Annotated in this window: 21 protein-coding genes; 5 read left to right on the forward strand and 16 right to left on the reverse strand. The window is 58.0% G+C overall.

Translation table 11 applies throughout. The features are described from left to right. Positions 1 to 131 precede the first annotated feature (131 nt). The 9 genes from recC to rppH form a co-directional block, all read right to left on the reverse strand. A complete protein-coding gene (gene recC / locus ACP4QI_RS17975; RefSeq protein WP_426495691.1) occupies positions 132 to 3500 on the reverse strand; it encodes an exodeoxyribonuclease V subunit gamma in 3369 nt (1122 codons plus the stop codon). Positions 3501 to 3512: 12 nt separating this feature from the next. Beyond that, positions 3513 to 3836 carry a prepilin-type N-terminal cleavage/methylation domain-containing protein gene (locus ACP4QI_RS17980; protein ID WP_426495692.1) on the reverse strand — a complete coding sequence of 108 codons (324 nt, stop codon included), beginning with the start codon at positions 3834 to 3836 and terminating at the stop codon, positions 3513 to 3515. Continuing rightward, positions 3821 to 4225: a DUF2509 family protein gene (locus ACP4QI_RS17985; protein WP_426495693.1), complete on the reverse strand. Its 405-nt coding sequence runs from the start codon at positions 4223 to 4225 to the stop codon at positions 3821 to 3823. Before ACP4QI_RS17985 ends, ACP4QI_RS17980 begins: the two co-directional genes overlap by 16 nt. Then, on the reverse strand, positions 4222 to 4785 hold the full coding sequence (locus tag ACP4QI_RS17990) for a prepilin peptidase-dependent protein (RefSeq protein WP_285128479.1): 564 nt from the start codon (positions 4783 to 4785) through the stop codon (positions 4222 to 4224). The genes ACP4QI_RS17985 and ACP4QI_RS17990 overlap by 4 nt, the downstream gene beginning before the upstream one ends. Then, on the reverse strand, positions 4776 to 5240 hold the full coding sequence (locus tag ACP4QI_RS17995) for a prepilin peptidase-dependent protein (protein ID WP_426495694.1): 465 nt from the start codon (positions 5238 to 5240) through the stop codon (positions 4776 to 4778). The genes ACP4QI_RS17990 and ACP4QI_RS17995 overlap by 10 nt, the downstream gene beginning before the upstream one ends. Positions 5241 to 5423: 183 nt before the next feature. Beyond that, on the reverse strand, positions 5424 to 6218 hold the full coding sequence (gene thyA, locus ACP4QI_RS18000) for a thymidylate synthase (protein WP_285128480.1): 795 nt from the start codon (positions 6216 to 6218) through the stop codon (positions 5424 to 5426). 6 nt (positions 6219 to 6224) lie between these two features. Further along, positions 6225 to 7097: a prolipoprotein diacylglyceryl transferase gene (gene lgt, locus ACP4QI_RS18005; protein ID WP_156264560.1), complete on the reverse strand. Its 873-nt coding sequence runs from the start codon at positions 7095 to 7097 to the stop codon at positions 6225 to 6227. A gap of 193 nt (positions 7098 to 7290) precedes the next feature. After that, on the reverse strand, positions 7291 to 9537 hold the full coding sequence (gene ptsP / locus ACP4QI_RS18010) for a phosphoenolpyruvate--protein phosphotransferase (protein WP_142486967.1): 2247 nt from the start codon (positions 9535 to 9537) through the stop codon (positions 7291 to 7293). 12 nt (positions 9538 to 9549) lie between these two features. Beyond that, complete coding sequence (gene rppH / locus ACP4QI_RS18015; protein ID WP_142486968.1) at positions 9550 to 10080, reverse strand: RNA pyrophosphohydrolase; 531 nt, start codon at positions 10078 to 10080, stop codon at positions 9550 to 9552. Between the two features lie 684 nt (positions 10081 to 10764). Between rppH and mutH the strand changes: the two genes are divergently transcribed. The 3 genes from mutH (at position 10765) to ACP4QI_RS18030 (ending at position 12974) form a co-directional block, all read left to right on the forward strand. Then, complete coding sequence (gene mutH / locus ACP4QI_RS18020; RefSeq protein ID WP_285128483.1) at positions 10765 to 11457, forward strand: DNA mismatch repair endonuclease MutH; 693 nt, start codon at positions 10765 to 10767, stop codon at positions 11455 to 11457. A 129-nt stretch (positions 11458 to 11586) separates the two neighbouring features. Next, on the forward strand, positions 11587 to 11805 hold the full coding sequence (gene ygdR / locus ACP4QI_RS18025; protein ID WP_032613767.1) for a lipoprotein YgdR: 219 nt from the start codon (positions 11587 to 11589) through the stop codon (positions 11803 to 11805). 128 nt (positions 11806 to 11933) lie between these two features. Continuing rightward, a complete protein-coding gene (locus ACP4QI_RS18030; protein WP_426495695.1) occupies positions 11934 to 12974 on the forward strand; it encodes an NADP(H)-dependent aldo-keto reductase in 1041 nt (346 codons plus the stop codon). A gap of 532 nt (positions 12975 to 13506) precedes the next feature. Here ACP4QI_RS18030 and lplT read toward each other — a convergent pair. Together lplT and aas are read right to left on the reverse strand one after the other, a co-directional pair. Further along, complete coding sequence (gene lplT / locus ACP4QI_RS18035; protein WP_285111924.1) at positions 13507 to 14700, reverse strand: lysophospholipid transporter LplT; 1194 nt, start codon at positions 14698 to 14700, stop codon at positions 13507 to 13509. Further along, positions 14693 to 16852 carry a bifunctional acyl-ACP--phospholipid O-acyltransferase/long-chain-fatty-acid--ACP ligase gene (gene aas / locus ACP4QI_RS18040; protein ID WP_426495696.1) on the reverse strand — a complete coding sequence of 720 codons (2160 nt, stop codon included), beginning with the start codon at positions 16850 to 16852 and terminating at the stop codon, positions 14693 to 14695. The genes lplT and aas overlap by 8 nt, the downstream gene beginning before the upstream one ends. Positions 16853 to 17473: 621 nt before the next feature. On the opposite strand from aas, the gene galR reads away from it, so the two are divergent. Beyond that, complete coding sequence (galR, locus tag ACP4QI_RS18045; protein ID WP_142486973.1) at positions 17474 to 18490, forward strand: HTH-type transcriptional regulator GalR; 1017 nt, start codon at positions 17474 to 17476, stop codon at positions 18488 to 18490. Here galR and ACP4QI_RS18050 read toward each other — a convergent pair. From ACP4QI_RS18050 to ACP4QI_RS18065, 4 genes are all read right to left on the reverse strand, one after another. After that, positions 18451 to 18927, reverse strand: coding sequence for a GNAT family N-acetyltransferase (locus tag ACP4QI_RS18050; protein WP_142486974.1), 477 nt, complete (start codon positions 18925 to 18927; stop codon positions 18451 to 18453). The genes galR and ACP4QI_RS18050 overlap by 40 nt on opposite strands. Next, a complete protein-coding gene (locus ACP4QI_RS18055; RefSeq protein ID WP_142486975.1) occupies positions 18924 to 19697 on the reverse strand; it encodes a GntR family transcriptional regulator in 774 nt (257 codons plus the stop codon). Before ACP4QI_RS18055 ends, ACP4QI_RS18050 begins: the two co-directional genes overlap by 4 nt. A 71-nt stretch (positions 19698 to 19768) precedes the next feature. Continuing rightward, complete coding sequence (locus ACP4QI_RS18060; RefSeq protein WP_426495697.1) at positions 19769 to 21196, reverse strand: glycoside hydrolase family 1 protein; 1428 nt, start codon at positions 21194 to 21196, stop codon at positions 19769 to 19771. Beyond that, on the reverse strand, positions 21193 to 22530 hold the full coding sequence (locus ACP4QI_RS18065) for a PTS sugar transporter subunit IIC (RefSeq protein WP_142486977.1): 1338 nt from the start codon (positions 22528 to 22530) through the stop codon (positions 21193 to 21195). The genes ACP4QI_RS18060 and ACP4QI_RS18065 overlap by 4 nt, the downstream gene beginning before the upstream one ends. A gap of 291 nt (positions 22531 to 22821) precedes the next feature. Here ACP4QI_RS18065 and ACP4QI_RS18070 point away from each other — a divergent pair, with 291 nt between their 5' ends. Then, on the forward strand, positions 22822 to 23859 hold the full coding sequence (locus tag ACP4QI_RS18070; RefSeq protein WP_231313724.1) for a LacI family DNA-binding transcriptional regulator: 1038 nt from the start codon (positions 22822 to 22824) through the stop codon (positions 23857 to 23859). Here ACP4QI_RS18070 and lysA read toward each other — a convergent pair. After that, entirely contained in the window at positions 23829 to 25091 is a 1263-nt protein-coding gene (lysA, locus tag ACP4QI_RS18075) for a diaminopimelate decarboxylase (RefSeq protein WP_426495698.1), read from the reverse strand. The genes ACP4QI_RS18070 and lysA overlap by 31 nt on opposite strands. Positions 25092 to 25168 lie beyond the last annotated feature (77 nt).

Raw genomic sequence — 25168 nt, forward strand, 5'->3', positions numbered from 1 at the left:
TCACGGACATCATCATTAACACGCTTTGTGCCGGGCAGGCCAGCATCTCTTTGTGGCGTACATCAGTCCATGACAAGATGGGCATCATAAATGAATGCCCAAACCTGTGCAATTTTTACACAGGGCCAGGACTAATTAAATTTATACAGCGGCAACAGGTAGCGTCGGGCCTCGTCGGTGATGGCCTCAAAGTACTCGGGCTCAAGGGTTCGCCACAGGCGTTGATACCAGACGTCGTCCCCTTCCCCACGCACGATCATGTTGCCTTCATAAGCCTGCAAAAATTTGCTGCGCGCTTTTTGCAGGGTCGCATCATCCGTTAACATCGCATCATTTGTGGCGTCGTAACAGGTTTTAATCCATGCCCCCCCACTTTCTGGCAGCAGCAGCAGCGGCTTATTCATCCCCTGCCGGTAGCCTTCAACCAGCTGCGACAGATACTCCATGGCCTGGGCGGCAGGCAGCGCCGGGAAGCGCCATTCGCCGTCTTTACGTACAAATAACCGGCTCTCACCTTCGCCACCGCTCGCACAATAGACAAGGTGTTCCAGCCAAAGTTGCAAACCTTGCGAAACGCTGAGCATTGACGGACGCCAGCGCAGCAGTCCGTCAGGCTGTACGTGCTGCAGCCATCCCGTCAGATTGATACCGTTGCAGTTAAGATCGATCTCCATGTTCGTGCCGGGCTGGCGACACTCAATCACCCGGCCAGCGAGGGCCTGCATCTCTTCACACTGGGCATCCCAGGTAATTTCCCCGAAGGCGCCATATGGCAGCTGACCCGCCGCACGATAGCGACGGAACAGCTTCTGGGCATCCTCCTGCTCCACCAGCGCGTTCAGCAACTGCTGGTTTAACTGGTAGCGGCTTAACCCATCCAGGATAAACGGCTCCGCATCCGGGATCTCGCTCTCTTCGGAGCGGAAATGGACCTGCAACCGCATCTGGAAAAAGGCCCGCACCGGGTGGGCCCAAAAGCGCTGAAGTTGTTCAAACGCGACCGTATCCAACGGGAGCGGATCCAGCGTCTGGATAAAGTCGCCATGGGCCACCCCTTCCCGCTTCGCGGCCGGCAGCCACTCCCGGGCGTAGCTCTGCTGCTCGTTGTCCTTGTAGTTAACGGCATCAAACGGCATACGGCTGTGGCAGCAGGTGATATGCGCCTTCACGCGCTGTTCGCTTTCATCACAATTGAGGTGCTCATCCCCCGGCAGGTAGTGGCTTTGTCCGATGTAGTCCACCAGCTCCTGAACCAGCACCGAAGGGAAACGTTCGCTGTTGTCCTGAATTGAGCGGCCGATGTAGCTGATATAGAGCTGCTGTTGGGCGGAGATCAGCGCCTCGAGGAACAGGTAGCGGTCGTCATCGCGACGGCTACGGTCGCCGCGCTGGGACTGTTGGCTCATTAAATCAAACCCCAGCGGCGCCAGCGCGCGCGGGTAGACGCCGTCGTTCATGCCCAGCAGGCAGACTACTTTAAATGGAATGGAGCGCATCGGCATCAGAGTGCAGATATTCACCGGCCCGGCGAGGAAGCGCTGGCTGATACGCTCCTGATCGAGACGCAGCGTTAATTCATCGCGTAACAGCGAAAGAGGTATCGCTTCGCCATAGTGCGAGGAGATCCCCTCATCAATGATAGCCTGCCACTGCTGCTCGATTAGCGCCATCGCCGCTTCGGTTTCCTGATCCGGCAGGAAGAAATCATTGAGCATCTCCCGGCATACCGGCATCCACTCCTCGAGCGAGCGCGACTTCATCAGCTCCCGCCGCCAGCGGTTAAGCTGCATCAGCAGCGAAGCCAGATGACCCACCAGCTCGGCAATTAAGCCACTGGATTCGTCATACGGCAGGACGGCATTCCACTCTCCCTGGCTGCTCTCCATGGCGTAGCCGAGCAGCATACGCGTCAGGCCAAACTGCCAGGTATGCTGGCCTGTGACCGGCAGCTCAAACTCCTGCACGTTGTCATCGTCCATCCCCCAGCGAACGCCCGATTCGTTGACCCACTGACGCAGGTAGCGCAGCGCGTCCTCATCAATATCAAAACGAGCCGCCAGTACCGGCACGTCCAGCAGGGCCAGCACATCTTCCGGCACGAAGCGGCTGTCCGGCAGGGAAAGCAGGCTGACAAACGCCTGCAGGGCAGGATGCGACTGACGCGCCCGGCGGTCCGATATGGCAAACGGCAGGTAGCGATCGCCCGTCGCGCTGCCAAACACCGCCTGGATATAGGGGCTGTAGCTGTCGATATCGGCCACCATCACTACGATGTCGCGCGGCGTCAGCTGCGGATCGTCCTCCAGCATCGCCAGCAGTTTGTCATGCAGCACCTCCACCTCACGCTGCGGGCTATGGCACAGGTGAATGGTCACGCTGCGATCGTCAGGATCGAGCAGGCGCTTGTTGGCGCTGTTGGCAAACTCGGCGGCGGTGATGCCTGCCACCGCGCGGTTGTCCAGATCCAGAATATCCCGCTGCACGTTATGCAGCAGGCTGTCCGGGGTGATATCCGCAAAGGCATCGACATCCCCTTCTCCGGAAGCGGTAAGCTCGGAGAGCATGTAGATATAGTCGCGCCCCAGTTTTCCCCAGGAGGCCAGCAGCGGATTCGGCAGGTTCTGAATGCCCTGTTCGTCAAAGAGGTCAGCCGCCGTCTCGCTGTCTTTAAACAGCGGCACCGCGCGTTCGTCAAACAGGCGACGACGCTGGCGCGTGACGATGCGGGCCAGCCAGCGGGCATCCTGAATGTCTCCCCAGTAATGCCGGCAGGGATTGGTGAAAAGAATATGAATATCGATATGCCGGCCCAGCGCATTCAGCGCTCTCAGATAAACCGGCGGCAAGGCGGAGATCCCGCAGATAAAGACCCGGGATGGCAATCCGGCAGGCGGCGCAGAGGCCGACTCCAGCGTCGCGATAAAACGTTCATAGAGGTTGGCACGGTGCCACTGCGGCTGACCCAGCTTTTCAGTGTGTTCCACCAGCGCTTTCCACAGCGGCGCCTGCCAGACCTGCGCCTGGTCAAGGCCGTCAATCAGTTCTCCTGCTTCCCAGCGCGTTAACCACTCGGGGCGATAGACCAGATACTGGTCATAGAGATCGGCAGTACGCGACGCCAGCTGAAACAGCTTTCGTTTATCGGTATCGTCGTTCAGGTAGTGGCGCAGCATGGCGAACTCATCATGCGTCAGCATCTCCGGCAGCAGCGTCATCAGCTTCCAGCTCATGCTCTGTTTGTTGAACGCGCTCTGTTTGGGGATCTCCGGCAGTACGCGAACAAACATATCCCAGATAAAACTGGCGGGCAGCGGGAAATCAATGTTGGCGGCAATGCCAAACTTTTGCGACAGGGACATCTGCAGCCACTGGGCCATACCGGTGCTTTGAACCAGGATCATCTCCGGTTCAAAGGGATCGTCGAGCCGCTGCTGCTCGACGATAAATTCCATCAGTGCTTCCAGCACATCAAGACGGTTTGAGTGGTAGACCCTTAACATTGCTGCTCCCAACTACTGGCTAACCGGGCAGTGCAGGCGCGTCATCTGACCCTGCCGACCCAATGGAGAAATAAGTGAGACCGAGATGCTGACACATCCGGCCGGTGTTGTCTGCACCCTGTTTACCTGCCAGCCTGGAGGGTTCTCCCTGGCGGCCAGCTGTGACTGAGACCAGACATGACGCCAGAGCTGACGATACTGCTCAAGGGTGACAAACCGGCTGGCTAACACACGATGGTAACCCGCCAGCCCGGTGACGACCATTACCATCAGCATCATGGCCAGTAAGACCTCAACGATGCTGAACCCCTTCTGTTTCGCTACGGTTGCTGACATAACGCCCTCTCCATCAGGGGACAGAAATCGCTCCAGCCCTGCGGCGAGAAATGTACGCCGCTGGCCGTCACCTCGCCCAGCCGCCACAGCGTCGCGCTACCGCTGCTGGCGATAAGCAGCGCGCGTTCCTCCAGAATGCGTAAGCAGACGCGCCAGGGCTGCTGCGGATGCTGACGGCATGCATATTCAGCCTGGGTTTGCCAGGAGAGCATTCTTCCCCATTCCAGCGCGGACTGGGCTATCGCCTGATGCTGTATCGCCTGACGTTCCGTACTAACGATGCGCATCAGGGCAGCCAACTGCTGGTTGAGCCCGGCCAGCATCAGGCTGCCAAGAATCAGCAGCAGGAGCACCAGCGCCAGCGACGACATCCCTTGCTGACGGTTCACAGATTAAACCCGGTCACGACGTGGCGCGCCTCGGCCACGCCATCGCGCTGTCCGTTGACGGAGGCCACCAGCGTCAGGCTCAGCTCCGGGGCGAAGCCCGCACGTAAAATGCGTTGCACCTGAAAACGCTGAACCCTGATCCTGTCAGGGTCGGTCATTCTCTCCCAACCCTTACCCTCGCACTGCGTCGCACCTCGCAAAGTTTCCAGTGCGCCGCCGTTCAGACGAAAGCCGGTCTGCTCGGCGGCGGCTGAGGGTAAGGTTTCCCAGCGGCCGTTGCTGTTTTCATCCCACTGGACAATAACGCATTCGCCGCGCAGACCAATTTTCAGCGCCTCGCCTTCGCACTTGCCCGCGCAATACCCCGCCCGTTGCAGGTGCTTACCGATGCCGTTTATGCGCAGCCAGAGCTCCTCTTGCAGCTCCTGCTGCTTCGTCAGCACCATTATCGACCGCTGTAGCGCGGGCAAGAATCGCGCCGCGCTCATCAGCAGCACGCTGCTTATCGCCATCGCGATCAGCACTTCGGTCAGGGAAAATCCCTGCTGCTTTACCGGCATGCGAACTCCCCCTTTCCGTTGCACATGCGGATACGCCCCCATGCGGAAATGAGGATCAGCCACTCTCCGGCCTGGCTTTGCAGACGTACTCTTCCGGCCCAGGCGGTATCCCGTAAACCGTAAAACCCCAGCGCAGGCGTTAGCTCGGTGACCTGAATGTCAGACCACTGCGGCATGAGTACAAAAGCATTATCCGCCAGGCACGCCGGGATGCCGGTCTTTAACAGACACCACTGTTTGCCCGCCCGTTTCAGGGTCACAATATGGTCCCGGTTATTCCGCCAGGCATCATTTCGCAGCACCACCAGGTAATCCCGTACCTGGCGCGCCGTCTGCCACAGCTGCTGTTGCTGCTGCCAGCGCCGCCAGCCGTACAGCCCTGCCGCACTGAGCGTCACGATCAGCGAGAGGGCGATCAGCATTTCCATGAGGGTAAAGCCCTTTTCCTTTTTCATGGCGGCAGTGTGCCGTGAAGAAAAAAACAGTTCGAGGGGCAGATGTGCAGATTACGAGGCGGCTTCAGCACTTTCGAGGGAGTTTCAGCGCGTTGCAATTCACGCGGACGCAGGCTCGCAAAACCATCACGAGGGCATAAAAAAACCGGCGCGAAAGGCGCCGGTTGTGTCAGGATTGCAGCCTCAGATGGCTACAGGGGCTTTAATCCCCGGATGCGGGTCGTAGCCCTCAATTTCGAAATCTTCGAAGCGATAGTCGAAAATGGAGTCCGGTTTACGTTTGATGACCAGCTTCGGCAGCGCACGCGGCTCACGGGTCAGCTGCAGGTGGGTCTGCTCCATATGGTTGCTGTACAGGTGGGTATCCCCACCGGTCCAGACAAAATCCCCCACTTCCAGGTCACACTGCTGGGCCATCATATGCACCAGCAGCGCATAGCTGGCGATGTTGAACGGCAGGCCGAGGAACACGTCGCAGGAGCGCTGGTAGAGCTGGCAGGAGAGCTTGCCATCCGCTACGTAGAACTGGAAAAACGCGTGGCACGGGGCCAGCGCCATCTTATCCAGTTCGCCAACGTTCCAGGCCGACACGATGATACGGCGCGAGTCTGGATCGTTTTTCAGCTGGTTCATCACGGTAGTGATCTGGTCAATATGGCGGCCATCCGGCGTCGGCCAGGCGCGCCACTGCTTGCCGTAGACCGGGCCCAGATCGCCGTTTTCATCCGCCCACTCGTCCCAGATGGAGACGTTGTTCTCGCGCAGATAGGCGATATTGGTGTCGCCCTGCAGGAACCAGAGCAGTTCATGAATGATCGAGCGTAAATGGCAGCGCTTGGTCGTGACCAGCGGAAAGCCTTCCTGCAGGTTGAAGCGCATCTGGTGGCCAAAAATGGAGATCGTACCGGTGCCGGTGCGATCGTTCTTTGGCGTGCCCTCATCGAGCACTTTTTGCATCAGTTCAAGATACTGTTTCATGATTCCTCAGGAGACCTGTTGCTGTGGACGACGATACGCCCAGACCATCATCAAGATGCCTGCCACAATCATTGGCACAGAGAGGATCTGTCCCATGCTGATGTACTGCACCCACGCACCGGTAAACTGCGCATCCGGCTGGCGGAAGAACTCAACGATGATGCGGAACGCACCATAACCGATCAGGAACAGGCCCGATACGGAGCCCGTCGGGCGCGGCTTGCGGATGAACAGGTTCAGAATGATAAACAGCACCACACCTTCCAGCGCCATCTCGTACAGCTGGGACATATGGCGCGGCAGAACGCCGTAGGTATCGAAAATCGACTGCCACTCCGGATGCGACGGCAGCAGCGCGATATCTTCGGCACGGGACTGCGGGAACAGCATGGTGAATGATACGCTCGGATCGACGCGGCCCCAGAGTTCGCCGTTGATAAAGTTACCGAGACGACCTGCGCCCAGACCAAACGGGATCAGGGGTGCAATAAAATCAGCCACCTGGAAAAAGCTGCGTTTGGTACGTTTGGCGAAGATGACCATTACCAGGATGACGCCGATCAGGCCACCGTGGAAGGACATGCCGCCATCCCAGACGCGGAACAGGTAGAGCGGATCGGCCAGGAAGACCGGGAAGTTATAGAACAGCACATAGCCGATACGTCCACCGAGGAAAACGCCGAGGAAACCGGCATACAGCAGGTTTTCCACTTCGTCTTTGGTCCAGCCGCTGCCAGGGCGTTTGGCACGACGGCCAGCCAGCCACATGGCAAAGACGAAACCGACCAGATACATCAGACCGTACCAGTGAAGCGCAACGGGTCCTACTGAGAAAATGACCGGATCAAACTCCGGAAAATGCAGATAGCCACTGTTCATCTGTCACCACAAGATGTTGTTATTCCGCTGAAAGTGGACAGCGGCAGAGATGCGCGCAGAGGTGTACCCTGCGCTCCAAAGTTGCGAATCATAGCACAAGCGAGCGTGGAGGTTGCGCCCGAGATGTAAAAGATGTGTATAGAGACTTCGCGCAGTTTGTATCCCTCCCCGAGGAGGAAGGGATACCCGGTGCTTAACGCCCGCCGCGGATCAGGCCGCCCATGCCGCGACGCTCCATAAAGGCCGCCACCTGATGGCGTACTTCCGTTGCCAGCTGTGCTTCAAGACTGCGTTTCGCCAGCAGCTGCGCCTCTTCGAAGTCGATATGGCGCAGGAGATACTTCACGCGGGCGACGGAGCGTCCGTTCATGGATAAGTGACGGAAGCCAAGGCCAATCAGGATCGCCACACACATTGAGTCACCGGCCATCTCGCCGCACAAACGCAGGTCAAGCCCCTGCTCTTGTGCCTCGCGGGCAATCATCGCCAGCACGCGCAGCATTGCCGGGTGCAGGCTATCGTAAATACTCGCCACCCGCGTGTTGTTGCGATCCACCGCCAGCATGTACTGGGTCAGGTCGTTGGTACCCACCGAGATGAAATCAACCCGGCTCGCCAGCTGCGGCAGCATAAAGACCATTGAGGGGACTTCGAGCATCACCCCAATACGCGGTTTCGGAATTTCGTAGCCGATCATCTCTTCGACTTCACGCCCGGCGCGTTCGATCAGACGGCGGGCCTCATCGATCTCGTCAATGCTGGTGACCATCGGCAGCAAAATGCTGAGGTTACCGGTGGCGGCATTGGCGCGCAGCATGGCGCGCACCTGGATCAGGAAGATCTCCGGCTGATCGAGGGTAATGCGGATCCCGCGCCAGCCCAGGCAGGGGTTCTCTTCGCTGATCGGCATGTACGGCAGTTGCTTATCCGCGCCAACGTCCAGAGTGCGCAACGTCACCGGTTTGTCGTTGAACATCTGCAACATGCCCTGATACTGCGCGACCTGCTCCTCCTCAGAAGGGAAGCCGCTTTGCAGCATAAACGGGATTTCTGTGCGATAGAGACCAATGCCATCGATGCGGCTGCCGAGCTTCTCTTCGTGTTCCGGGCTTAACCCGGCATTGAGCATCACTTTGATTCGCTCACCGCTTTTCAGCGCCGCAGGCTGATTAACATCATCTTCGGCAAGACGGCTCAGCTCATTCTCTTCGCTGATAAGCTTTTGATATTCCTGCAACAGCACCGGTTCAGGATCGACCAGCAGTTCGCCGCGATAGCCGTCGACCACCAGCGTGCGTCGGTGCAGTGCCGAGGGCTGAATGTCCGCGCCCATCACCGTCGGGATCCCCAGCGCACGCACCATAATGGCGGCATGGGAGTTGGCGGCACCATCGCGTACCACGATCCCGGCCAGCCGATCCTGCGGCAGTTCCGCGAGGGTGGTTGCAGATAGCTCATCCGCCACCAGCACAAAGCGCGGCGGCCAGGTGTTGGCCCCCTGGATGGTGTCATCGAGATGGAACAGCAGACGCTGGCCTAAGGTGCGCAGATCCCCGGCACGCTCTTTCAGATAGCCGTCGGTTAAGGCGGCAAACTGTTCGGCGAATTTTTCGATGATCTTTTTGACCGCCCACTCCGCGACCGAGCCGCTGTCGACCTCGTCAAACAGCTCCCGACGCAGCCGGGCATCGGACAGCAGGTGCGAATAAAGATCGAAGATCGCCGCCGTCTCTTTCTGCGCCCCGGCAGCAAAACGCTTGCTGTAGCGGCGAAACTCGTTGGCGGCCTCTTCCAGCGCGCCGGTAAGACGTTCGCGCTCAAGGGCGGTATCCAGCGTCGAGGCTTCGTAAACCTGCTCCATTAACGGCAGCGTGGCGTCCATCCAGCCTTCTGCAATCGCGACGCCCGGCGAGGCCGGTAAAGCGCGAATGCGCGTCTGCCGGTACTGACCAAAGAGCGCTGCCAGCTGGGACTGGGAGAGGATGGCGGCCATTTGCGTGGCAAGCGTAACGAGGAACGACTCTTCGCTTTCATCGTACTGGCGCAGCTCACGCTGCTGTACTACCAGCACGCCAAGGAGCTGACGGCGCTGAATAATGGGTACGCCGAGGAATGCGCGGAAGCGCTCCTCTTTTACGGAGGGGATGTATTTAAAGCTGGGGTGTTTCTGCGCATCGGCAAGGTTGATGGGTTCCGCCAGTCGCCCGACCAGACCCACAACACCTTCATCAAATGCCAGCGCAACGGTACGACCACGCGGTTTTTTTAATCCGCGCGTGGCCATAAGGTAGTAACACCTGCGGTCGTGGTCGGCCAGATAGACCGAACACACCTCGGTTTCCATCGCAAGGCAGATATCCGTGACCAGAATATCCAGCGCCTCGTTGAGCCGTGGGGCACTGGCCACCTTCTCGACTATTTCGCGCAGGCGGGTGAGCATAATGTGCGTAGCTTAACCTCTTTTACGTCGCCAGGCAGGTGCGCTCTGCGGCTTAGGAGGGGTCTCCTGCAGCAACATCACAGCACTTGCGAACTCTTTCATCACCCTACGGTAAACGTCGCGCTTAAACGACACGACCTGACGAACGGGATACCAGTAGCTGACCCAGCGCCAGCCATCAAATTCGGGCGTGCTGCTGGTTTGCATATTGATATCCGCATCGCTGCTCACCAATTGCAGAAGAAACCATTTCTGTTTCTGGCCGATACATACCGGCTTTGTGTCCCAACGCACCAAACGCTTCGGTAACTTGTAACGCAACCAGTTGCGGGTCGAAGCCAGAATGCGAACATCCTTGCGGCTTAAGCCAACTTCTTCGAACAGCTCCCGATACATCGCTTGCTCTGCGGACTCTCCTGGATTGATCCCACCTTGGGGAAATTGCCAGGAGTGCTGACCATATCGCCGGGCCCACATAACCTGACCCTGGCGATTACAAATTACGATACCTACATTCGGGCGGTAGCCATCGTCATCAATCACCGGACTACCCCAAACTAAACCTTATATATAAATGATTGTTTCACACTCCAGTGAGGCGGTAAACCACTCTCTTTCTGGCCTGGAGCCTAATAACATTTGAATAACTCACAATTATCAGCTGAGTTATAAACAGATGACCGGTCTGAAGGGCAATTTTATTCACTTTTTCTGTGGATAGAGTTGTGAAGAAGTGTGGAATTACCGATGGACAACCCAGATCACTCTGAATATTACAGAGATGAGTGATTTTTACAAATCACTATAATTCATGGAGTTAAATTATAAATTACCTGAATTACACGGCATAGTGTGATGTACATCACCTTAAAGATCCTGGCACTGATGAAAGATCGAACAACGTCGGTTTTATCCACAGATTGTGCCAATAAGTTAGGCACATTTTGTCTGATTTTTCGATTTTCGTCCCACGTCAAGGCTGTAAATGGAAACAGTAGTGGGGGTTATTCCCAGTTATCCCATTTTTCTGTGGATAACAGGGTGTAAGATCCTGTTTATTGTCAGTGACCAGATTTGAACAACCGGGAGAGCTCCCTTAGCGAAACGGAATTACAGGTGATAAAAAGGCTGATAAATCATCCACCTGGCACCAGCAAAAAGAAAAAGATAAACTCAGACCGTGCGGTGGAAAACTGCTGTTCACTTTTTAACCAGAAGGCAACGATCATGCTTCCCCTTGTTCCCCTGACGTCTCCCCCCGCAACGGAAGCGGCATTACTGCAACAAGCGCAACGCCTGGCGGGATACTCGCTGGGAGAACTCGCCGCCCTGGCCGGTCTGCCCATTCCACCCGATCTTAAGCGTGATAAGGGATGGACGGGCATTCTGCTGGAGCTGTGGCTGGGGGCCAGCGCGGGCAGCAAACCTGAACAGGATTTTGCCGCGCTGGGGGTGGAGCTGAAGACCATTCCGATCGACAGCCTGGGCCGTCCGCTGGAAACCACCTTTGTCTGCGTGGCGCCGTTAACCGGCAATACCGGGATCACCTGGGAGAGCAGCCACGTGCGGCATAAGCTAAAGCGCGTGCTGTGGATCCCGGTGGAGGGCGATCGGGCGATCCCGCTGGCGGCACGGCGCGTCGGTGCGCCGTTGATCTGGAGCCCGGATGAGGAGGAAGATCGTCAGCTGCGCCTGGACTGGGAGGAGTTGATGGACATGATCGTGCTGGGTCAGGTTGAGCGTATCACCGCCCGCCACGGTGAAGTGCTCCAGCTGCGGCCCAAAGCGGCAAACAGTAAAGCCCTCACCGAGGCCATCGGCGCGCGCGGGGAACCGATCCTGACCCTGCCCCGCGGCTTTTATTTGAAAAAGAACTTCACGGGTGCGCTGTTAGCCCGTCACTTTCTACTGAATACCTGATTTTTTAGCCAGAATTATGCCGTTTATCACATATTTGCCTGTTTTTTCAGATTTCACCGCTTTGTGAAAACCAATGCCCGGGTTATTACTACAATAAGATGTGATACGAGCCAGGTGGAGGTAATAAGAATGAAAAAATGGGCAGTGATAATCTCGGCTGTTGGTTTAGCGTTTGCCGTTTCAGGTTGTAGCAGCGATTACGTCATGGCGACGAAAGATGGCCGCATGATCCTGACCGACGGCAAACCCGAAGTCGACGATGATACCGGTCTGGTCAGCTACCGCGATCAGCAGGGTAATAATATGCAGATTAACCGCGACGACGTTTCGCAGATTATCGAAAGATAGTATTGAAGGTCAGCAACTTGCTGGCCTTTTGATTTTTCTCTTCCCCTTTCGCTTCCCCTCTGCCATGTTTATTGTCCTTCGTCGGGAATTTCCTGACACGCTTAACATGTCAACTAAGGAAGCCGGCTATGCAATATCACCGTATCCCCCATAGCGCTCTTGAGATAAGCCAACTGGGGTTGGGCACGATGACATTTGGTGAACAAAATAGCGAAGCCGATGCCCATGCACAACTCGATTATGCCGTCAGCCAGGGCATTAACCTGATTGACGTTGCTGAAATGTACCCGGTTCCGCCACGCCCGGAAACCCAGGGCTTAACCGAAACCTACGTCGGCAACTGGCTGGCAAAACGCGGCAACCGCGAAAAGCTGATTGTTGCCTCCAAGGTCAGCGGCCCGTCGCGCAATAACGACAGCGGCATTCGCCCGAATCAGATCCTCGATCGTAAGAACATCCGCGCCGCGCTGGACGCCAGTCTGACGCGTCTGCAGACGGATTACCTCGACCTGTATCAGGTTCACTGGCCTCAGCGTCCGACCAACTGCTTCGGCAAGCTCGGCTACAGCTGGAGCGACAGCGCACCGGTCGTCACGCTGCTGGAAACCCTGGAAGCCTTAACCGAATGCCAGCGCGCGGGGAAAATCCGCTACATCGGCGTCTCTAACGAAACGGCCTTCGGCGTGATGCGCTATCTGCATCTGGCGGATAAGCACGACCTGCCGCGCATCGTCACCATCCAGAACCCCTACAGCCTGCTGAACCGCAGCTACGAAGTGGGTCTGGCGGAAGTGAGCCAGTATGAAGGCGTTGAGCTGCTGGCCTACTCCTGCCTCGGTTTCGGCACGCTGACCGGTAAGTATCTCAACGGTGCAAAACCGGCGGGGGCGCGTAATACGCTGTTCAGCCGCTTTACCCGTTACAGCGGCGAGCAGACGCAGAAAGCGGTGGCGGCCTATGTGGATATCGCCAGACGTCACGGGCTCGATCCGGCGCAGATGGCGCTGGCCTTTGTGCGCCGTCAACCGTTTGTAGCCAGCACCCTGCTGGGCGCAACCACCATGGAACAGCTGAAAACTAACGTTGAAAGCATCCATCTGGAGCTGAGCGAAGAGGTGTTAGCGGAGATTGAAGCGGTGCATCAGGTGTATACCTACCCGGCACCCTGACAAAAGCAAAAAGGCAACGTAAGTTGCCTTTTTAATAGGTGCGCCCTCTTCTCGTGGGCTAAGGGATCCCCACCAAAAATATTCACACGGACTATCCCCTCTCCCTTGAGGGAGAGGGTTAGGGTGAGGGGGAGCATGCGACTCAGGAGGTGGTTCCGTTCACCTCAGGTTCCTTGCTTCTCTGCCAGGCCTGAACCGGTGAACGTGCCAGGGGGGCTCGCCGCCTCGCCCCGGCCTTCCGGAAACGCTTCGGCGATTTTCAGCCGGACCAGGGAGTCGCTGTAAGCCCTTTATTATCAGGTGATTATTTCATTGCTTTAAAGGCAATAAAATTACTGAGGATTCCTCTGCCTCGTGGAAGAGGGCATCAAATCGCTCCGGCGCCGCCTGATTGCCCGGCGGCGCTGCGCTTGCCGGGCCTACAAAGTCAAAGGCAAGGTTTGTAGGTCGGGTAAGGCGAAGCCGCCACCCGACACATCCGCCAGGTCAAAGGCAGGGTTTGTAGATCAGGTAAGGCGTAGCCGCCACCCTATCACCGCCGACGCTGCCAGATCCACAGCGCCGCAATCGCCAGCGCAAACAGGCCACCAAAGCCGACCCCAATGCCCACCACCGGCACACCCACCTTAACGGCCAGCGAGTAAAGTCCGAGCATCAGCAGCATGGCGGCATTTTCGCCGAGATTTTGCACCGCGATGGCGTTGCCTGCCCCGACGGTCTGCTTCCCGCGCTCCTGCAGCAGCGCATTCAGCGGCACCACGAAGAAACCACCGCAGATCCCCATCAGGAACAGCAGCGCATAGGCTGGCAACAGCGCATGCTGCAGCGCGAAGATCAGCACCACAACGCCGATCAGGATCCCGGCGGGCATGCAGCGTGCGACGGTTTGCAGCGTTACCAGCTTCGCTGCGGCCCCCGCACCCAGCACAATGCCCACTGCCACCATCGCATTGAGATAGGTCGGCGTGGCGTTATCGGTAATGCCCAGCGCCGTCGGCACCCACAGCACCAGCAGGAAGCGCAGCGTCACCCCCGCGCCCCAGAACATGCTGGTTCCCAGCAGCGAGAAGCGGGTTTCGCCGTTCCGCCACAGCACGCGGCAGGCGTTGAAGAAGCTGGCGGTCATCGGGGTAAAGCGCCAGGATTGACCCGGACGGGCCGCCGGCAGTTTCGGGATAAACAGGTTGGCGATCACCGCCCCGGCATACATCACCGCGCAGATCCCCAGCGCCGCCAGCACGTGCCAGTCTGCCAGCACCCCACCCGCCATCGAGCCCAGCAGGATCGCCGCTATGGTCGAGGCCTCCATCAGCCCGTTGGCTTTGACCAGCTTATCGCCCGTCGTCAGTTCACCGAGGATACCGTACTTGGCGGGGGAGTAGGCTGCCGCCCCGATCCCCACCAGCGTATAGCCAATAAATGGATTCACGCCAAAGCAGATGCTGGCGGCACCCAGCAGCTTCAGGCTGTTGGCGAACATCATCACCCGCCCTTTGGCGAAGCTGTCCGCCACCTGACCGACAAAGGGGGCGAAAAGGATGTAAGCGCCCACAAACACCATCTGCAGGATCGGCTGGCTCCAGTCCGGGTAAAACTGGGATTTGAGCAGCGCCAGGGTGGCAAACAGCAGCGCGTTATCACCAAAGGCAGAGAGGAACTGGGCGGCAGTAACCGCCATCATCCCCTTCGACCAGATGGAGGTGTTAGTGGGTACTGACTCACTCATTATGCGACTCCGCCTGGTCAACCATGCCTTTGAGGGTGACAAAATCCGGTTTGCCGCTACCCAGCACCGGGAGTTGTTTCAGATAACGAATATCGCGTGGAACGGCCAGTTCCGGGATACCATGTTCACGCGCATGCTGAAGAAGCTGCTCGCGCTTCAGCTCGCTGTCAGTGGTGAAGAGCACCAGCGCCTCACCTTTGCTGGCATCGGCTTTCACCGCCGTGGCGTGCATTTTGTCTGCCGATACGGCCAGCGCCAGCTGTTCCACCATCTCCAGCGACACCATTTCTCCGGCAATTTTGGCAAAGCGTTTTGCGCGACCCTGGATCTGCACATAGCCCTGCTCGTCAAAGCGCACAATGTCCCCTGTGTCGTACCAGCCGGTCTCCACTTCACCGTTAACGTTTTCCGCCGTCGGCACTTCCAGCACGCCCGGATTTTCTACCCGCAGGTAGCCGTTCATCACGTTCGGCCCTTTCAGCTGCAGGCGTCCGCCCTCTTCGATACCCGGAACGGCGAGCAGACGCGCGTCCATCCCCGGTAAAATGCGCCCGACGGTGCCGGGTTTCGCCGCCATCGGCACGTTAATGGAGACCACCGGCGCGCACTCGGTCACGCCATAGCCTTCCAGAATGCGCAGGCCAAATTTGTCCTGCCACAGCTGGCGGGTGCTCTCCTGCAGTTTTTCCGCCCCGGCTACCACATAACGCACGCGGTGGAAATCATAGGGATTGGCAAAACGGGCGTAGTTGCCGAGGAAGGTCGAGGTGCCGAAAATCACCGTACAGTTACGGTCGTAGGTCAGCTCCGGCACGATGCGGTAGTGCAGCGGACTCGGGTAGAGGAATACTTCGGCCCCGGTCAGCAAGGGCGTGAACAGCCCCACCGTCAGGCCAAAGGAGTGGAACAGCGGCAGCGCCGACATAAAGCGATCCCGGGCGGTGAAGTCGGCGATGGTTTTGATCTGCTCGACGTTAGCCAGCAGGCTTTTATGGCTGTGAACCACCCCTTTCGGGCTCCCTTCCGAACCGGAGGTAAAGAGGATCACCGCGGCATCTTCCGGCTGCTGTTTAACCTGCGCCAGGTGCGGCATCAGCAGGTGAGCAAAAATCCACAGCTTGTCGCCAGCGGTAACTTCCGCTTTCAGATCTTCGAGGAAGACCCAGCGCACCTGGGTGAGCTGCTCCGGCAGATGCCAGAGTTTACCTTTATCGAGGAAGGTACGTGAGGTGAACACGGTGTTGATCTGCGCGGCGGTGATGGCGCTACCGAGCCCCTTCACGCCGGCGGTGTAGTTCAGCATTGCCGGGATACGCCCGCGAGAAACGGCACCAAAGATCACCGCGGCGCTGATCCCGGCGTTGGGCAGCATCAGGCCGATCTTTTCCCCCTGCTTGCTGTATTTTTCGAGAATACGGCCCACAAACAAGGTCTTGGTCAGCAGCTTGTGATAGCTATCAGGGGCGAAATTGATATCGTCGATACAGTTTTTCTTCGCGCCATAGCGGTACATCGCCGTCAGCAGCGACTCATACAGGGTCTCCCGCGGGCGCACCGCCATCCGGGCTTCCATCATGACCTGATGCAGCATCTCACCGGCGATTTTACGTCGATCCCGGGCACGGGGCGCGTCGGGCATTGGCAAGGAGGTCGGCGGCAGCAGATGCAGGGTGATGCGCGGGAACAAGCGCTGTTTCACCAGCCCTTTCAGGCGGCTGAAAAAGGTCAGTTCTGCCCCTTCAATGCGCACCGGCACCACAGTGGCACCGGATTTCGCTGCCACAAAGCCCGCGCCGTCATAGATTTTCATCAGCGAGCCGGTAATGGAGATACGCCCTTCCGGGAAGATCACCACCGGACGCCCCTGCTCAATCAGACGCACCAGGTGTTTGATCATCATCGGTTTGGTCGGGTCGAGCGGGACAAAATCAATCAGCTTCGTCAGCCAGCGCATGTACCACTGCTTGCTGACGGAGGTGTAGACCGCAAATACCGGACGCACGGGTAAAAACAGCGCCAGCAGGATACCGTCAATAAAGGAGACGTGGTTGGGGGTAATAAGAACGCGATCGGCGTGCAATGCCCGGGTGTCGCCCGTCAGACGGACGCGAAAAAGAATACGGAACAGCGTGCGGAAGAACCCAAATAGCATTTCAACTCCCTTTGCCTTTCAATTAGCCGGGTTACGGTAAATTGTGGCAGATTACACGAGAAGTGCAGCAGGAGCGACAGCCGGATAAAGACAAAAAAAAACCTGCGCATCTGCGCAGGCTGGTGCAAGAGATGAGTACGCAGTACGTACTAAGAATTCTCACCAATCAATACCTCTGGGATCTTGATTGTGGATCCAGGCCATCGACTTCACCAGCGCAAAAAAGCAAGGGAATGAGCCGAAGTGCAACCAGGTGTGAATTTCTTCGGCGGCTGTTACATGTTGAACAACAAGCAAAAAAAACCTGCGTAAGAACGCAGGCTGGTGTAAAGCGTGTCAGTTAACCGCGGGTCAACTTCACCTATCAATACCTCTGGGATCTCAAATGTAGCAACGGCGACTAAATCCCTGCCAGCAGACAATCGCAACAGCCTGAGGCAAAGTGTAACCAAAGATTCAAATTCACCCGCTTCTGTCACGCTTCGCTGTGTAACGATTACACAATTTCCGCAGCCACGTGTCACCTTTGTGAATTGCCTCACCGCCCTGCGCTTGAATACGCCTGACTTTTCCGCAACACTATTTAGTGTGTAAACGCTTACCCCAATGAGAAGGTAGAGAATGGCGACAATTAAGGATGTGGCCCGACTGGCGGGTGTTTCTGTCGCCACGGTTTCACGCGTCATCAATAATTCCCCCAAAGCCAGCGAAACCTCCCGCCAGGCGGTGCTGACCGCCATGGAGTCACTGAACTATCACCCGAACGCCAACGCCCGGGCGCTGGCTCAGCAGTCCACCGATACCGTCGGGCTGGTGGTGGGCGATGTGTCGGATCCCTTTTTCGGCGCGATGGTGAAAGCCGTCGAGCAGGTCGCCTACCACACCGGCAATTTTCTGCTGATCGGCAACGGTTACCACAATGAGCAGAAAGAGCGTCAGGCGATTGAGCAGCTGATCCGCCATCGCTGCGCGGCACTGGTGGTGCATGCCAAAAAGCTGTCGGATGAAGAGCTAGTTCATCTGATGAAGCAGATCCCCGGCATGGTAATTGTGAACCGTATTATTCCCGGCTATGAGCAGCGCTGTGTGTCGCTGGACGATCGCTACGGCGCCTGGCTTGCCACCCGCCACCTGATCCAGCAGGGACATACCCGCATCGGCTACCTCTGCTCCAATCACGCCATATCTGACGCCGAAGATCGGCTGCAGGGCTACTACGATGCACTGCGCGAGAACGACCTGCCCTGCAACGATCGTCTGGTCACTTACGGTGAACCCGATGAGCGCGGCGGTGAGCAGGCGATGACGGAGCTGCTTGGACGGGGGCGTAACTTTACGGCGATCGCCTGTTACAACGACTCTATGGCCGCCGGAGCAATGGGGGTGCTGAACGATAACGGGATTGACGTGCCGGGAGATATTTCGCTGATCGGCTTCGATGACATCCTGATCTCGCGCTATGTACGGCCGCGGCTGACTACGGTGCGCTACCCAATCGTCACCATGGCGACCCAGGCGGCGGAGCTGGCGCTGTCACTGGCGGACAAACGTCAGCCGCCGGAGATTACGCATGTCTTCAGCCCGACGCTGGTGCGTCGTCACTCGGTCACACCACCGGCAGAGTCCGCCAGCGAATAGCGGTAGAGATGCACGGTTTTGTCCGGGTACTCCAGACCGTCACCCATGTAGTGCCAGCCGTAGCGTTCATAGAAATCGCGGCAGGCGGACCAGAGATGCAGTTCGCGATAGCCGATCCCGGCTGCATATTTCTGCACGTGCTGCTGTAATTTCCCCGCCAGCCCCTGCCCGCGCGCGGCTTCATCCACGTACAGCGCCGCCAGCCACGGATAGAGATCCTGGCGGGTGATCAGGTCGCAGCGCCATAGCCCCACCGTGCCGAGTAGCTGTTCACCCTGAGTGGCAATAAAGGTCAGCGGCAGCGCGCCCGGCGTTTGACTGTAAGTCACTACGCTGGCAAAAAAGTCGCGCGGCAGCCCGTCGCCAAAGGCCTGCCATAGCCAGTCGATCACCTGCTCCGCATGCTGTGGGGCGGCGTACAGCGGTTGAATAATCACACCAGCTTCCCCTGGAAAATGGGCACCGACTCAAACAGATAGCCGTCAAAGTCCGGGGCATCTTCATCGGAGAGTTCCAGCAGGCTCTTTTTGACATTTTCCAGATGCTGGAACATCGCCTGCCAGGCCCCCATCACGTCGCGGCGACGCAGGGCGGCCAGAATAGTCTGCCTGTCGCCCAGCCACTTCAGGCGATACGCCCTGCTGGCGATATGAACGTTAAACTGCTGCCACAGTGGACTGCTGTCCATGTGGTGCCAGACGCTTTCGACGGTCGCCAGCAGCATCTGGTTCTGCGTGGCGCCCGCCAGCACCAGATGGAACATCTTGCTGTTGTCCTGGCTGTTGTCGTTGGCGGCGATCGCCCGCTGCTCCTGCTCAATGATGCGACGCAGGTTGTCGATGTCCGCCCGGGTCGCCATTTTGGCGGCAAAGGCGGCGATGTTGCTTTCGAGCAGCTGGCGCGCCTGCAAAATCTCAAACGGGCCAACGTCGCTTTTTAACAGACGCTCTTCCTCGTTCTCATGCTCTTCGGGAATGCGCATCACGTAGACGCCGGAGCCCTGACGGATATCCACGGTACCCTGTAACTCCAGCATCAGCAGCGCTTCCCGCACGATGGTGCGGCTGACGCCGTAGGTTTCCGCAATATTGCGCTCCGGCGGCAGACGCGAGCCCACGGGATAGTGCCCCTGGATGATCTGGGCGCGTAAATCCTCGCCAATCTCCTGGTACTGCTTCTTTTCCGCCGGGACGACAGCCTTATCCACGTTATCACCTGTACTCTGAGTTAATGCGGCCAGTTTGCGCACTATGTTACCAGAAGCGTCGCGATCTGCGCCTACTTCCATTCGTCATCGAGGGTCAGGGTCAGGACGCGCTCATCACGCAGTTGCCGGAACCAGCTGGCCGACTTTTTGGCGCGTCGGGCGCGGTTATCCGCCAGATCGATCTCAATCAGGCCGTAGCGGTTTTTAAAGGCGTTCATCGGCGAGACGTTGTCGGTGAAGGCCCACAGCATGTAGCCGTGGCAGTTCGCCCCCTCCTCCCGCGCCAGCAGGGTGTAATAAAGATGCTCGCTGATAAAGTTGATGCGGTAGTTGTCCTCGATGATGCCGTCGTGGTTACGGTACTGGGCCTCGTTTTCAACTCCCATCCCGCTTTCGGCCACGAACCAGTCGATGTTGCGGTAGTCGTTTTTGATCCGCATCGCCATGTCGTAAATGATGCGCGGGGCGATCTCCCACCCGCGAGAAGGGTTCATCCGCCGCCCCGGCAGTTCAAACGGCTCGTAGTAGTACGCCGGGTGGAACGGCGTCTCGGGGTGCCAGGCCCGGGACGGAGCCTTTACCCGGTGCGGGTAATAGAGGTTGATGCCCAGCTCGTCAACGGTGTTGTCGGCAATCAGCGCCAGCTCTTCGGGGCTGTACTCCCACTGCACCTGATGTTTCTCCAGCAGGGTGAACAGTTCCTGCGGGTAGTGCCCGTGCACCAGCGGATCGAGGAATACCCGGTTGTAGAACAGATCGTAGATCTCCGCCGCTTTTACGTCATGGGCCGCACGTGAGCGTGGATAGGTCACTTCCGGGTTAAGAATGCAGCCCACGCTGCCGCTGTAGCCCTTCTCGCGGAACAGCTTCACTACCTTCGCCGTCGCCAGCACCTTGTGGTGATTCCACTGCATCCAGGTGCTGGTGTTCTGTTCGTAGGGCCAGCGCAGCGCGTCGAGGTAAACCCGGGTCTGCACCACAATCGGCTCGTTGAAGCTAAACCAGCGCTTCACCAGATGGTGATAGCGGGCAAAGACCTTTTCTGCATAGCGGACAAACAGCTCCACCACATGCTTCGACGCCCAGCCGCCGTAGGTTTCCAGCAAGGTGCCCGGCAGCTCGTAATGCTCGAGGCAGATCATCGGCTCAATGCCCTGGCGATGCATCTCGGCAAACAGGGCGTCGTAATATGCGGCGTACTCCTCATCGACGGTGGCGTTTTCATAGTCGGTGAGAAAACGCGACCAGTTGATGGAGGTGCGGTAGTGGGTCAGCCCGACCTGCTTCATCAGCGCGACGTCTTCGCGGAAACGGTTAATGAAATCGGTAGCGACTGCCGGACCGTAGCCGTTATGCCACACCTGACGATCGTTTTTGTACCAGAGATCGATCCACGAATCCTGCCCCGCTTTCTTGCCGCTCCAGCCCTCGGTCTGCCAGGCGGAGGCCGCAGCCCCAAGGATAAAGTCCCCGGGGATTTTCATCTGTTTAATGCTCATGCGTTATTCGTTGCCTCCTGGTTAGCGGCCTGAATCGCGGCCTGCTCGGCACGGCGTGAAGCGATCTTCACAAACGGCAGGTAGATCAGCACCGCAGTAATAATGCAGACACCCTGCGTAACCACTGCGCCCATCGAACCGGCGGTGGAGAGCCAGGCGTTGATCAGCGGCGGCGTGGTCCAGGGCACCATCACCACGGCTTTACCGGCAAAGCCGGTGACGGTGGCGAAGTAGCCGATGGAGCCGGTCACTAATGGGGTGATGATGAACGGGATCGCCAGAATCGGGTTGAGCATGATTGGCATACCGAAGATCACCGGTTCGTTGATGTTAAAGATCCCCGGGCCGATGGAGAGCTTGGCGATCTCCTTCATCTCTTTACGTTTGGTGCCAATCATCACCGCGATCAGCAGGCCGATGGTCAGACCCGAGCCGCCGATGCTCATGTAGACGTCCCAGAACGGCATGGTGATGATGTTCGGGATCTCTTTGCCCTGCTCAAAGGCGCTCATGTTGACGGTGATCGCCCCCAGCAGCAGCGGCTCGCGGATCGGTTTGATCATCTGGTTACCGTGGATACCGATCACCCAGAACAGCTGGGCGACAAACATCAGCAGCAGGATCCCCGGCAGGCTTTGCACCACCCGCTCCAGCGGCTGTTGCACCACCTGGTAGACCGCATCGTAGAGGTACATGCCGGTCACCTGATGGAACACAAAGCCGAAGGTGGCGATGAGGGTGGTGGTAATGATCGCCGGGATCAGCGCCGAGAACGAGGCCGACACGTTCGGCGGCACGGTGTCAGGCATCCTGATCTTCAGCCCCGGCCGGCCTTCCAGCCAGCAGTAGATCTCTACCGACAGGATGGCGATGAACATGCCGAGGAACAGGCTGCGGGTATCGGAGAACTGGCGCAGGAGCACATCTTTTACCATGTGCATTTCGCCGTCGACCATCATCTCAACGGTAGTTGGCGTGACGCAGATAAAGCAGATCACCGCCAGCAGCCCCGGGAAGAGGGATTTAATGCCGTTGATACGCCCCAGTTCGATGCCGATCAGGAACACGGCCCCGATATTGAGGAAGTTCAGCGTGGCATAGTTCAGGGCGCTGGTGATCGGCTTCAGCGTGGCGAGAAACGAGAGCGACTGAAAGCTGGCTAAGCCGTTTTTCGGATCCAGCACCATATTGGAGATCAGCACCGAAAATGCGCCCACGATGATGACCGGCATTAAGGTGATGAAGGCGGACTTTATCGCCATGATATAGCGATAACTGTTGAACTTTGTGGCGAAACTGCCCAGAGAGTTGATCAGTTTTTCCTGTAATGCCATGGGGTAATACCTCAGTAAAAGGGCCTTTATTGGGATAAGGTGTACAGCCGGCTTCTATTGGCATACCAAAAATAGCTTCCAGTCACGATTTGTTCTGTGATTAAGCTCTCAACGCGGCAAGAGGTATCCCAGAGTGTGATTTATAATCACTTTGGTATGCCACTTTTGCCTGACCCCACACCCGTTGCCAGAAAGCGTGATCCTGATGAGGGTTTTGCCCCTCCCGCCCGGCTTATGCCGCTGAACGTCTGTGATAAACTTGCGTGCATAACGTGGAAGCAGGAAGAGCAAATGGCAACAATGCTGGATGTCTCACTGCGCGCGGGCGTGTCGAAAGCCACGGTGTCGCGCGTACTGAACGGCACAGGTCAGGTCAAAGAGAGTACCCGTCAGCAGGTGTTTAACGCGATGGAAGAGCTGGGCTACCGCCCCAATTTTCTGGCGCGATCGCTGGCGAACCGGACCAGCAACAGCATTGGTCTGGTGGTTTCGACCTTTGACGGTTTTTACTTTGGGCGCCTGCTGCAGCAGGCCTCACGTCAGACCGAAACGCACGGCAAGCAGCTGATTGTCACCGACGGTCACGATACCCCGGAGCGGGAAGAGGAAGCGGTGCAGATGCTGGCCGATCGCCAGTGCGATGCTATCGTGCTCTACACCCGCTACATGAGCGAAAAAGCGATCATGAAGCTCATCAACAGCGTCAAGATGCCGCTGGTGGTAATTAACCGCGACGTCAGCCAGGCCCGGGAGCGCTGCGTGTTCTTCGAGCAGCAGGCAGCCGCCTTCAGCGCCGTGGAGTACCTGATAAGCCAGGGGCACCGGGAGATTGCCTGCATGACGGTACCGATCCACACCCCCACCGGCAAGGCGCGTCTGACCGGCTATCGCAAGGCGCTGGAAAAGCACGGCATTCCCTGGGATGAGAGCCGGGTGAAGTATGGCGATTCGGGAATGACCCGCGGATATGAACTGTGCCAGGAGTTACTGAACGACAAGGTGCCCTTCAGCGCCCTGTTTGCCTGTAATGACGATATGGCGCTGGGGGCCTCGAAGGCACTGCACCAGGCCGGGCTGCATATTCCGCAGGATGTGTCGTTATTTGGTTTTGATGACGCGCCCTGCGCCAGGTGGCTGGAGCCCGCGTTATCTACCGTCTATCTGCCGATCGATAACATGATCACCACCGCCATCGATCAGGCGATCCGGCTGGCGAAAAGCGAGCCGATCGAAGCGATCCCGCCCTTTACCGGCACGCTGGTGTTACGTGATTCGGTAGCGGCGGGACCCTGGTTCGATCAGAACAGTTCGAGGGCGAGCAGTTCCTGAATGGTCTGACGACGACGGATCAGCCGCGCCTCACCTTTATCAAACAGCACTTCCGGCAGCAGCGGACGGCTGTTGTAGTTCGAGGACATGGACGCGCCGTAGGCACCGGTATCGTGCAGCACCAGGTAATCCCCGGGCACAACCTGCGGCAGCGCGCGGGTTTCCACTTTCCCGCCCTCCTGCTGGGTGAAGACATCCCCGGATTCGCACAGCGGGCCTGCCACTACCGTCTCTACCACTGGCGCCTGGGTTAAATCCCGGCCGTCGGCCGCGAGGGCCGTAATGTGGTGATAGCTGCCGTACATAGATGGACGCATCAGATCGTTAAAGCCCGCGTCGATCAGCACGAAGTGACGGCTGCCCATCGCCTTCACGCTGCGCACCTGGGACACCAGCACGCCGGATTCCGCCACCAGGAAACGCCCCGGCTCGATCTCCAGCTTCACCGCATGCCCCAGATGAGCGGCAATTTTGTCGCGCGCGCCGTTCCACAGGCCATAGTAGTGATCGGTATCGATCGCCTCTTCCCCTTCGCGATAGGGAATAGATAAGCCACCGCCTGCGGAGATCGCCTCCAGATCCTGACCGAATTCGATCACCTGACGCACCATCGCGCCGCACACCTGCTCAAGGTGACCGTAGTCCACGCCGGAGCCAATGTGCATATGGATCCCCACCAGCTTCAGGTTATAGCGCTGCAGTACGGTCAGTGCCGCAGGCAGATCGCTATACCAGATGCCGTGTTTGCTGTTTTCGCCGCCGGTGTTGGTCTTCTGGCTGTGGCCGTGACCAAAGCCCGGGTTGACGCGCAGCCAGACTCGATGGCCCGGCGACACCTGCCCCAGCTGCTCCAGCATATCCACCGAACCGGCGTTGACCGGGATCTGCAGCTCATGCACTCGGGCCAGGGTGGCGCTGTCGATTAGGTCGGCGGTAAAGACGATGGCGTCGCGGTCGATCTTTGGATCGTAGCCTGCCGCCAGCGCGCGCTCGATTTCACCCAGCGATACGGAGTCAACCTTGACGCCCTGCTCGCGCATCAGGCGCAGAATATGGATGTTGGAGCAGGCTTTCTGGGCAAAACGCACCACGTCAAACTGATGCAGGGCGGCAATTTTGTCGCGGATAATCTGCGCGTCATAAACCCAGACCGGGCAACCAAACTCCGCAGGCAGTCGCAGCAAATTGTCGGCATTCAGATCGGTATCGGTGTTGTGCAGCGGGCGTGGCATGGTGCTCTCCGGGAAGTCGATTTTTTATGATTACGCCACAGCGCGAAGAGAATAAAAAATATCGTTTTATCGCCAGT

The organism is Leclercia sp. TB492, from assembly GCF_049974505.2.
In the GTDB taxonomy this organism is placed as follows: Bacteria; Pseudomonadota; Gammaproteobacteria; order Enterobacterales; family Enterobacteriaceae; genus Enterobacter; species Enterobacter adecarboxylatus_C.